Genomic DNA, 11,250 nt, shown 5'->3' with positions numbered 1-11,250 from the left:
CCCTCCCGGAAGGATCGACGTTCGCATGGACAACGAGGAGAAACTGCGCGGCTATCTGGCGCGGGTCATCGCCGAGTTGCACGACACTCGGCAGCGACTGCGTACCGCCGAGTCGGGCGACCAGGAACCGGTCGCGATCGTCGCGATGGGCTGCCGGCTGCCCGGCGGCGTCACCGGACCCGACGACCTGTGGCGACTGGTCGCCGGCGAGGTCGACGCGGTCGGCCCGATTCCCGCCGACCGGGGTTTCGACCTGGCCGACTACTACGACCCGGACCCGGACCACGCCGGAACCACGTACTCCGCCGCCGGCGGTTACGTGGCCGACGCGACCATGTTCGACAGCGGCTTCTTCGGCATCAGCCCGCGCGAGGCCATCGCGATGGACCCGCAGCAGCGGATGATCCTGGAGGTGTGCTGGGAGACCGTCGAGCGGGCCGGCATCGCGCCGACCGCGCTGCGCGGCACCCCCACCGGCGTCTTCCTCGGCGCCAGCTCGCTCGGCTACAGCGCCGGGGCGGTGGGCGCGGCCACCGGGTCCGAGGGCTACCTGGTCACCGGCAGCTCGCTGTCGGTGGTGTCCGGCCGCGTCGCGTACGTCCTCGGCACCGAGGGCCCGACGCTCACCGTGGACACCGCCTGCTCGTCGTCGAGCGTCAGCCTGCACCTGGCCACCCAGGCGCTGCGCCGGCAGGAGTGCACGCTGGCCATCGCCGGCGGCGTGACGGTCATCCCCAACCCGATCAGCGTGCTGGAGCTCAGCCGACAGCGGGTGCTCGCCGCCGACGGCCGGTGCAAGGCGTTCGGGGCCGGCGCCGACGGCATGGGCTTCGCCGAGGGCGCCGCGGTGCTGCTGCTGGAACGGCTCGGCGACGCGCGCCGCAACGGCCACGAGGTGCTCGCGGTGATCCGCGGCTCGGCGGTCAACTCCGACGGCGCCTCCAACGGCCTGACCGCGCCGAGCGGCCCGGCCCAGCAACGCGTCATCCGGGCGGCGCTGGCCGACGCCCGGCTCTCGCCCGAGCAGATCGACACCGTCGAGGCGCACGGCACCGGCACCCCGCTCGGCGACCCGATCGAGGCCCGGTCGCTGATCGCCACGTACGGCCGGCAGCGCCCGCCGGGTCGCCCCCTGCACCTCGGCTCGCTGAAGTCGAACATCGGCCACATCCAGCAGGGCGCCGGCGTCGCCGGAGTGATCAAGATGGTGCTGGCCATGCGGCACGGCCTGCTGCCCCGCACCCTGCACGCCGACACCGCGACACCGCACGTCGACTGGAGCGCGGGCGACGTCAGCCTGCTGACCGAGGCCCGGCCCTGGCCGGAGACCGGCGCGCCGAGGCGGGCGGCGGTCTCCTCGTTCGGGATCAGCGGCACCAACGTGCACACCATCGTCGAGCAGGCGCCGCCGGTCGAGCCCGCGCCGGAGCGGGACCCGCGACCGGAGACCGGGCCGCTGCCCTGGGTCGTCACCGGCCGCACCCCGGAGGGGCTGCGGGCCCAGGCCGGGCGGCTGCGGGAGTTCGTCGACGCCGGCGACCTGGACCGGGCCGACGTGGCGTGGTCGCTGGTCGCCTCCCGGGGCCGGCACGAGCACCGGGCGGTGGTGGTGGCCGCGGACAACGGCACCGCCGCCGCCGGGTTGGCCGCCGTCGAGGCGGGCGAGCCTTCGCCGTACGCGCTGACCGGGGCGGCCGGCTCCGGCAAGCTCGCGTTCCTCTTCCCCGGCCAGGGCGTGCAGCGCGCCGGCATGGGCCGGGAGCTGTACGCGGCGTACCCGGCGTTCGCGGCGGCGTTCGACGAGGTGTGCGCGGCCTTCGGCCCGCTGCTCGACCGGCCGCTGCGCGACGTGGTGTTCACCTCCGACGACGCCGCGCTGCTCGACCGCACCACCTGGACCCAGCCGGCGACGTTCGCCGTCGAGGTGGCGCTGTTCCGGCTCTTCGAGTCCTGGGGGGTCCGACCCGACTACCTGCTCGGGCACTCGTTCGGCGAGGTGGTGGCCGCGCACGTCGGCGGCGTGCTCACCCTCGCCGACGCCTGCGAGCTGGTGGCCGCGCGCGGCCGGCTGATGGACGAACTTCCGCCCGGTGGCGTGATGATGGCGGTCCGGGCGAGCGCCGACGAGGCCCGCGAGGCCCTGACCGGGTACGCCGGCCGGGCCGACCTGGCCGCGGTCAACGGCCCGTCCTCGGTGGTGGTCTCCGGCGACCGGGACGCGGTCGAGGAACTGGCCGCCCACTGGCGGGACGCCGGCCGCAAGACCACGATGCTGCGCGGCTCGTACGCGTTCCACTCGGCCCGGATGGACCCGATCCTGGCCGAGCTCGGCGCGGTGGGCGCGGGCCTGACCCACGCCGAGCCGACCATCCCGATCGTCTCGGACCTGACCGGCGCGCCGGTCGGGCCGGAGATGCGCTCCGGCGACTACTGGGCCCGGCACGCCCGGTCGGCCGTCCGCTTCGCCGACGGCGTCGAGTGGCTGCGCCGCGAGGGCGTCACCCGGTTCCTCGAACTCGGCCCGGACGGCACCCTCACCGGGCTGGTCCGGCTCGCCCTCGACGAGGCCCCGGACGCCGCGCACGGCGAGGCGCCCGCGCTGGCGACGGCGCTGCGTGCGGACCGCCCGGAACCCGAGGCCGCGGTACGCGCGCTGGCCCAGCTCCACGCGCACGGGGTCGAGGTCGACTGGACCGCGTTCTTCGCCGCCGCGCGGCCCCGGCTCCACCCGCTGCCGACCACCGCGTTCCTGCGGCAGCGCTACTGGATCGACGCGCCGGCCGCCCCGCACGTCGCCCCGGCCGCCCCGGCCGCCCCGGCCGATCCGGCGGAGACGCTGTTCTGGGAGGCGGTCGAGCGCCGCGACCTCGACGGCGTCGCCGGCACGCTCGGGCTGGACCCCGCCGAGGGGCTCCAGGACGTGCTGCCCGCCCTCTCCGCGTGGCGCAGCCGCCGCCGCGCCGAGTCCACCGTGGACTCCTGGCGCTACCGCACGGCCTGGAAGCCGGTGGCCGACCTGCCGGCCGGGACGCTCGACGGCACCTGGCTGCTGGTGCACGACGCCGGCGACGCCGCCGGGGCGGCCGAGGTGACCGCCGCGCTGCGCCGGGCCGGCGCCGAGGTGCTGGCCGTCGCCGTCGACGCGCCGGCCACCGACCGGTCCGAGCTGACCGAGCTGCTGCTCGACGCGCTCGCCGAGGCCGACCCGGTGGGCGTCGTCTCGCTGCTGGCCACCGTGGAGACGCCGGCCGCCGGGTCGGACGCCGTCCCGGCCGGGCTCGCCGCCACCGTGGCGCTGGTGCAGGCGCTCGGCGACGCGGGCACACCGGTGCCGCTCTGGTGCCTGACCCGCGGCGCGGTCTCGACCGGCCGGTCCGACCCGCAGCGCGGCGTCGCGGCGGCGCAGGTGTGGGGCTTCGGCCGGGTCGCCGCGCTGGAGCTGCCGGACCGCTGGGGCGGCCTGGTCGACCTGCCGGAGGAGCTGTCCGAACGGGACGGCCGGCGGCTGGCGGGCGTGCTGGGCGGCGGCCACGGTGAGGACCAGCTCGCCGTCCGCGGCTCGGGCGTCCTCGCCCGTCGCCTCGTCCGCGCGGCGCCGGCCCCCGCCGGTCCGGCCCGCTGGGGTACGGACGGAACCGTCCTCGTCACCGGCGGCACCGGCGCCCTGGGCGCCACGATCGCCCGCTGGCTGGCCGACCGCGGCGTCCCGCACGTCCTGCTGGTCAGCCGGCGCGGACCGGACGCACCAGGCGCGGACGAGCTGGTGGCCGAGTTGACCGGGCGCGGCACCGCGGTGACGGTCGTGGCCTGCGACGTCGCCGACCGGGACGCGCTGGCCGGGGTGCTGGCCGCGATCCCCGCCGACCGGCCGCTGACCGGGGTGGTGCACGCCGCCGCGGTCGTCGACGACGGGGTGATCGACACGCTCGACCCGGCGCGGCTCGACACCGTGCTGCGCGCCAAGGCGGCCGCCGCCGAGGTGCTGGACGACCTCACCGCCGACCGGCCGCTCTCGATGTTCGTCCTGTTCAGCTCGATCGCCGGCACGATCGGCGCCGCCGGCCAGGCCAACTACGCCGCCGCCAACGCCGCCCTGGACGCGCTGGCCCGACGCCGCCGCGACCGGGGACTGGTGGCGACGTCGATCGCCTGGGGTGCGTGGGCCGGCGCCGGCCTGGCCGCCGACGAGGTGGTCCAGCGCCGGCTGCGGACCGCCGGGGTCCCGCCGATGGACCCGGCGACCGCGATGTCGGCCCTGGCCGCCGCCGTCGACCGGGACGAGACCGAGCTCGCCGTGGTGGACATCGACTGGCAGCGGTTCGCCCCCGCGTTCACCGCCACCCGGCCCAGCCCGCTCATCGCCGACCTGGCCGAGGTGCGGGCGGTCACGCCGGAACCCGGCGCCGCCGACGAGAGCCCGGCCGGCTCGCTCGCCGCGCGCCTCGCGACGGCCGACGCCGCCGAGCGGCAGGCGATCCTGCTGGACCTCGTCCGTGGGCACGCCGCGCTGGTGCTCGGCCACCCGTCGGGCGACGCGATCGAACCGGCGAAGGCGTTCCGCGACCTCGGCTTCGACTCGCTCACCGCGCTCGACCTGCGCAACCTGCTCGCCGGCGTCACCGGGCTGCGGTTGCCGGCCACGCTGGTCTTCGACTACCCGACCCCGCACGACCTCGCCGGGCACCTGCTCGGCGAGCTGGTGGCCGGCGGGGACCCGACCGCCGCGCCGGGCCCGACCGCCGTGCCCGACGCCGAGCCGCTGGCGATCATCGGGATGGCCTGCCGGTTCCCCGGCGGCGTCCGGTCACCGGAGGACCTGTGGCGGCTGCTGGCCGACGGCGGCGACGGCGTCTCCGGGTTCCCCACCGACCGGGGTTGGCCGGAGATCCGGGACGCGGGCTTCGCGCCGGAGGGCGGTTTCCTGTACGACGCGGCGCTGTTCGATCCCGGCCTGTTCGGGATCTCGCCGCGCGAGGCGGTCGCCATGGACCCGCAGCAGCGGCAGTTGCTGGAGACCGCCTGGGAGACGTTCGAGCGGGCCGGGTTGGACCCGCGCTCGCTGCGCGGCAGCGCCACCGGCGTGTTCGTCGGCGGCGCCTCGACCGGCTACGGCGTCGGAGTCGCGCTGCCGCCGGACGCCGAGGGCCACTACATGACCGGCAACGCCGGCAGCGTGATGTCCGGCCGGATCTCCTACACGTTCGGCCTGGAGGGGCCGGCCGTCACCATCGACACGGCGTGCTCCTCCGCGCTCGTCGCGCTGCACCTGGCGGCGCAGGCGCTGCGCCGGGGCGAGTGCGCGATGGCGCTCGTCGGCGGCGTGACGGTGATGCCGACGCCGGCGGTGTTCGCCGAGTTCGGCAAGCAGGGCGGGCTCGCCGCCGACGGCCGGTGCAAGCCGTTCGCGGCGGCGGCGGACGGCACCGGCTGGTCCGAGGGCGCCGGGCTGGTGCTGCTGGAACGGCTCTCCGACGCCCGACGGCACGGTCACGAGGTGCTCGCCGTGGTGCGCGGGACCGCGGTCAACCAGGACGGGGCGTCCAACGGGCTCACCGCGCCGAACGGCCCGTCCCAGCAGCGGGTGATCCGGCAGGCCCTGGCTGACGCCGCTGTCGACGCGTCCGACGTGGACGCGGTCGAGGCGCACGGCACCGGCACCACGCTCGGCGACCCGATCGAGGCGCAGGCGCTGATCGCCACGTACGGGCGGGACCGGCCGGCGGACCGCCCGCTGCGGCTGGGCTCGGTCAAGTCGAACCTCGGGCACACCCAGTTCGCGGCCGGCGCGGCCGGGCTGATCAAGATGGTGCTCGCGTTGCGCCACCACGAGCTGCCCCGCTCGCTGCACGTCGACACGCCCACCCCGCACGTCGACTGGGCGGCCGGCTCGGTCGAGCTGCTCACCGAGCCGGTGCCGTGGACGCCCGGGGAGCGCCCGCGCCGGGCCGGCATCTCCGCGTTCGGCATCAGCGGCACCAACGCCCACGTCATCGTGGAGGAAGCGCCCCCGACGCCGGCGCGGGACGAGCCGGCCGCGAGGTCGGGCCCGGTGCCCGTACCGCTGGCGGCCCGGACCGCCGACGGGCTGCGGGCCCAGGCGGCGCGGCTGCGCGCCTTCGTCGCCGAGTCCGGGGACACGCCCGCGGACATCGGCTTCACGCTGGCGACCGGGCGGGCCGCGCTCGACCATCGGGCGGTCGTGCTCGCCGCCGACCGGGCCGGGCTGATCGCCGGGCTGGACGCGCTGGCGGCCGGCGACCCGGAGGCCGGGGGCGTGCCGCACGGCCGCGCCGCCGAGGGCCGGCTGGCGATGATGTTCACCGGCCAGGGTGCGCAACGCCTCGGGATGGGCCGCGACCTGCACGACCGCTTCCCCGCCTACGCGGACGCCTTCGACGCCGCCTGCGCCCGCTTCGACGCCCTGCTGGACCGCCCGCTGCGTGACGTGCTGGACGCGGACGCCGAGGCGCTCGACCGCACCGGCTACGCGCAGGCCGCGTTGTTCGCGGTCGAGGTGGCCCTCTACCGGCTGCTGGAGTCGTGGGGGATCCGCCCGCACGCGGTGCTCGGCCACTCGATCGGCGAGATCGTCGCCGCGCACGTCGCAGACGTGCTGTCGCTGGACGACGCCTGCACGCTCGTCGCCGCCCGGGGCCGCCTGATGGACGCGCTGCCGGCCGGCGGCGCGATGCTCGCGGTCCAGGCCGACGAGGACGAGGTCCGCGCCGCCCTGCGTACCGGCGTCGAGATCGCCGCGGTGAACGCGCCGCGCGCCGTCGTCGTCTCCGGCGACGCTGACGCCGTCGACGCGGTCGCCGCGCACTTCGCCGGGCTCGGCCGCCGCACCAGCCGGCTGCGCGTCTCGCACGCGTTCCACTCGGCGCGGATGGAGCCGATGCTCGCCGAGTTCGCCGGCGTGCTCGCCGGGCTGACCCACCTGCGGCCCCGGATCCCGGTCGTCTCCAACCTCACCGGCGAGCCGGTCGAGGAGTTCTCCGCCGCGTACTGGCTGCGTCAGGTGCGTGAGCCGGTGCGCTTCGCCGACGGGATCGGCCACCTCGCCGCGACCGGCGTCACGCGGTTCGTCGAGGTGGGCCCGGCCGGCGTGCTGACCGGCATGGCCCGGCTGTCGCTCGCCGACGCCGACGCGCCGCTGGTGGTGCCGACGCTGCGCGACGGCCGGGACGAGGCCGGTTCCGTGTTCGAGGCGCTGGCCCGCCTGCACGTCGCCGGCGTCTCCCCGGACTGGAGCGCGGTCCTCGCCGGCTCCGGCGGCCGGCGCGTGCCGGTGCCGACGTACGCGTTCCAGCACCAGCGCTACTGGTTGACGCCGGAACCGGCGGTGGACGCCGTCGAGGCGACGCCGTGGCGCTACCGGGTCGCCTGGGCCGCGCTGCCCGACGGCACCGCCGGCACGCTCACCGGCGACTGGCTGGTCGTCGCGCCCGAGGATCCCGAGGTGCGCACGCTCGCCGCCCTGGTCGCCGCGGCGCTGCGGAACCGGGGCGTGGCGCCCACCGTGCTGACCGCTGCGGAGATCGGGCCCGGCGCGTCCCCGGCCGGCGTGGTGGCGCTCGCGCCGACCCTCGACTCGACGATCGACCTGGTGAACCGGATCGACGCACCGCTGTGGACGGTCACCCGGGGCGCGGTGGCCCCGGGCCGCTCGGACACCCCGGTGGACCCCGACCAGGCCGCCGTCTGGGGCCTGGCCCGGGTGATCGCGCTGGAGCACCCGGAGCGCTGGGGCGGCCTGGTCGACCTGCCGGCCGTCGTCGACGACCGGGTGGCGGCGGAACTCGTCCGGGTTCTCGCCTCCGGCGCCGACGACCAGGTGGCGTTGCGAACGGCCGGCACGTTCGGGCGGCGACTCGTCCGGGCGCCGCTGACCGCCGCGCCCGCGCCCTGGAAGCCGGAGGGCACCGTGCTGGTCACCGGCGGCACCGGGGCGCTCGGCCGGCGCCTGGCTCGTTGGCTGGCCGACCGTGGCGCCCCGCACGTCGTGCTGGCCGGCCGGGCCGCCGCGAGCGTCCCGGAACTGGACGAGCTGGCCGCGTCGGGCACCCGGGTCACGGTGGTGGCCTGCGACGTCGCCGACCGTACCGCCCTCGCCGGGCTGCTCGACCGGATCGGCGCCGACGAACCGCTCACCGCGGTCTTCCACGCCGCCGGGGTGCGGGACGACACCCCGCTCGCGGCCCTGACGCCGGACTCCGTCGCGACCGCCCTGGCCGCCAAGGTGACCGGCGCCCGGCACCTGGACGAGCTGACCCGGGACCTGCCGCTGACGGCCTTCGTGCTGTTCTCCTCCGCCGCCGGCGTCTGGGGCGGCAGCCGGCAGGCCACCACGGCCGCCGCCGGCGCCTACCTCGACGCGCTCGCCGAGCGGCGGCGGGCGGACGGCCGGCCGGCCACGTCCGTCGCCTGGGGACCGTGGGACGACCCCGAGGGTGTCTCCGGCGCGCCGGAGATCCGTGACCGGCTGGAGCGCCTCGGCCTGCCGGCCATGGCGCCGGGCGCGGCGCTCGCCGCGCTCGGCCAGGCGGTCGAGCACGACGACACCACGCTGGTCGTCGCCGACGTCCGCTGGGAGCCGTTCGTCGATGCGACGACCGCGAGCGGCCCACGGCCGTTCTTCGACGGCGTGCCCGAGGTACGCGGCCTGGCCGCCCGGCCGCAGTCGCCGGCGCCCGGCGCGCGGGAGCTGCGCGAGTCGCTGCTCGCGGCGCCCGCGCACGAGCGGCGGCCGATCCTGCTCGATCTGGTCCGCGACCACGCCGCGCGGGTCCTCGGCCACCCGTCGGCCGAGGCGGTGGGCGCCGACGACAAGTTCCTCGAACTGGGCTTCGACTCGCTCACCTCGATCGAGCTGCGCACCCGGCTGCAGACGGCCACCGGCCTGACGCTGAGCCCCACGGCGGCGTTCGACCACCCGTCGGCGGTGCTGCTGGCCGCGCACGTGGAGCAGGCGTTGCTCTCCTCGGCCGGGGTGACCGGCGACCCGGCGGCGCCGCTGCTGGGCATCGCCCCCGACGACGAGAACCCGGTCGGGCTGCTCAACTCGCTCTACCGCGAGGCGATCCGGACGAACCGGGTCGTCGACTTCATGAAGATGGCGTACGAGGCCTCACAGTTCCGGCCGGTCTTCACCGACCCGGCGCAGATGGCCGACGGCCCGCACCCGGTGACCCTGGTGCGCGGCGACCGCACGCCGCGGCTGGTGTGCCACACCGGCACCACGGCGGCCGGTGGCCCGCACGAGTTCGCCCGGTTCGCCGCGGCGTTCCGGGGCGAGCGCGACGTGTCGGTGCTGCCGGTGCCCGGCTTCGGTCGCGGTGAGCTGCTGCCGGCCGACGCGTACGTGATGCTCGCCTGGCAGGCCCGGTGCCTGCGCGAGCTGGTGGGTGGCGACCCGTTCGTCCTGGTCGGGCACTCCGGCGGCGGGATCCTGGCGCACGCGTTGACCCGCTACCTGGAGGAGGAGGACGTGGTGCCGGCCGGCCTGGTGCTGGTCGACACCTACCCGCTGTCCCGGCCGATGCACGAGGTCTGGCAGAACGAGCTGTCCACCGGCGTCATCGAGCGGCAGCACCAGTACGTGCCGATGGACGACATCCGGCTCACCGCGCAGGGGCACTACGGCGTGATGAGCGGCGGCTTCGAGGCCCGTGAGATCGAGACGCCGACGCTCGTGGTGCGGGCCACCGAGCCGCTGGGCCCGTGGGACCGCGACGACGACTGGCGGGCCGGCTGGGAGCTGCCGCACACCGCCGTGGACGTGACCGGCAACCACTTCTCGATCATGGCCGAGCACGCGGGCGAGACGGCCGCAGCGGTCACCGGGTGGCTGGCCGGGCTGCGCTGAGCGCACGACGACGGGGCCCAGGCATCCGCCCGGGCCCCGTCGCGCTGCCGGTCAGTCGGCGTACGTGAGACGCAGCGGCAGGCTGCGCAGGCCGAGCAGGAACGTGAAGTGCGAGTACCACGGCAGCTCGGTGGTGGCCAGCTCGATCGACGAGTACCGCCGCAGCAGCTCCTCGAACGCGATCACCACCTCCATCTTGCCGAGCGTCGCGGCGATGCAGTAGTGCGGGCCGGAGCCGAAGATCAGCGGCGACGTGCCGGTCCGGGTGACGTCGAGCCGCTCCGGCTCCGGATACCTTCGCGGGTCGTGGTGCGCGGCGCCGAGCACGATGAAGACCGACGCCCCGGCCGGGATGGTGACGTCACCGACCTCGACCGGCGCGATCGTCTGCCGGGCCATGATCTGCACCGCCGAGTTGTGCCGGGACAGCTCGTCGAAGCTGCGCTCGATCAGCTCCGGCCGCTCCCGCAGCAGCCGGAGCTGGTCCGGGTTCTGCAGCAGCGACACCATGCCGTTGCCGATCACGTTGACCGACGTCTCGTGCCCGGCGTTGAACAGCACCAGGATCTGCGCCGCGATGTCCTCGTCGCTGAGCCGGTCACCCTTGGCGTCCGGCTCCAGCAGGATCGACAGCAGGTCGTCGCGCGGCTCGGCGCGGCGCTCCGCGAGCCTCTCGGCGATGTACGCGCTGAACTCCGGGACCGCCTCGTTCATCCGCCGGCGCATCCGCGGCGTGACCATCGGGTCGACCACGTCGGCGATGGTGTTCGTCCACTGCCGGCACCGGTCGGCGTCCGCCAGGGGGATGCCCACCAGCTCGCACACGACGACGACCGGCAGCGGCAGCGCGAGACCGGCGATCAGGTCCGCCTCGCCCTCGCCCATCTCGTCGATCATCTCGTTGACCAGCGCGCGGATCCGCGGGCGGAGCCGGGCCATCGCGGCCGGCGACAGCGCCCGGGACACCATCCGGCGCAGCCGCCGGTGGTCGCCGCCGCCGCGGGTGAGCATCCACCGGCGGGCGCTGGCGACGACCGGGCTGTCCGGCCCGCCGCGCACCCGCGCCCACTGTGGATCGTCGGTGAAGTCGGTGCTGACCCCGGGGGAGCGGAGCACCGCGTCGCACTCGTCGTAGCCGGTGACCACCCAGTAGCCCAGGGGTGAGCGGTGCACCGGCTCGCGGTCGCGGACCCGCCGGTAGTAGCCGTAGCGGTCGTCCTGCAGCGCGGGGTCCCGCAGGTCGAAGAGCAGCCTCGTCCCAGCAGTCGTCATGGTGGTCGCCGATCTGTCGGATGTGCGGTCACTGTCGCCAGCGCCGCGCACGCCTCGCAACCCCTGACCTCACCGACGACGCCGCAGGTTGAAGGGTGCTGCCCGGCCCGGCT

At 76.4% G+C, this 11,250-nt stretch carries 2 protein-coding genes; one reads left to right on the top strand and one right to left on the bottom strand.

The features are described 5' to 3' along the window. Positions 1-25: 25 nt before the first annotated feature. Positions 26-9,865 (top strand): type I polyketide synthase, encoded by a 9,840-nt coding sequence (locus tag O7598_RS17560; protein WP_269692417.1) that lies wholly within the window; start codon positions 26-28, stop codon positions 9,863-9,865. A 51-nt stretch (positions 9,866-9,916) separates the two neighbouring features. On the opposite strand, the gene O7598_RS17555 is transcribed toward O7598_RS17560, so the two are convergent. Next, entirely contained in the window at positions 9,917-11,137 is a 1,221-nt protein-coding gene (locus O7598_RS17555; RefSeq protein ID WP_269692416.1) for a cytochrome P450, read from the bottom strand. Between the last annotated feature and the right edge of the window lie 113 nt (positions 11,138-11,250).

This window comes from Micromonospora sp. WMMC241 (assembly GCF_027460165.1).
Lineage (GTDB): Bacteria > Actinomycetota > Actinomycetes > Mycobacteriales > Micromonosporaceae > Micromonospora > Micromonospora humi.
This window is presented reverse-complemented; position numbering and strand designations above follow the sequence as displayed.

Excerpts from the sequence above, each read along its gene's own strand:
- O7598_RS17560 (WP_269692417.1), top strand. The coding sequence starts at position 26 with ATGGACAACGAGGAGAAACTGCGCGGCTATCTGGCGCGGGTCATCGCC.
- O7598_RS17555 (WP_269692416.1), bottom strand. The coding sequence starts at position 11,137 with ATGACGACTGCTGGGACGAGGCTGCTCTTCGACCTGCGGGACCCCGCG.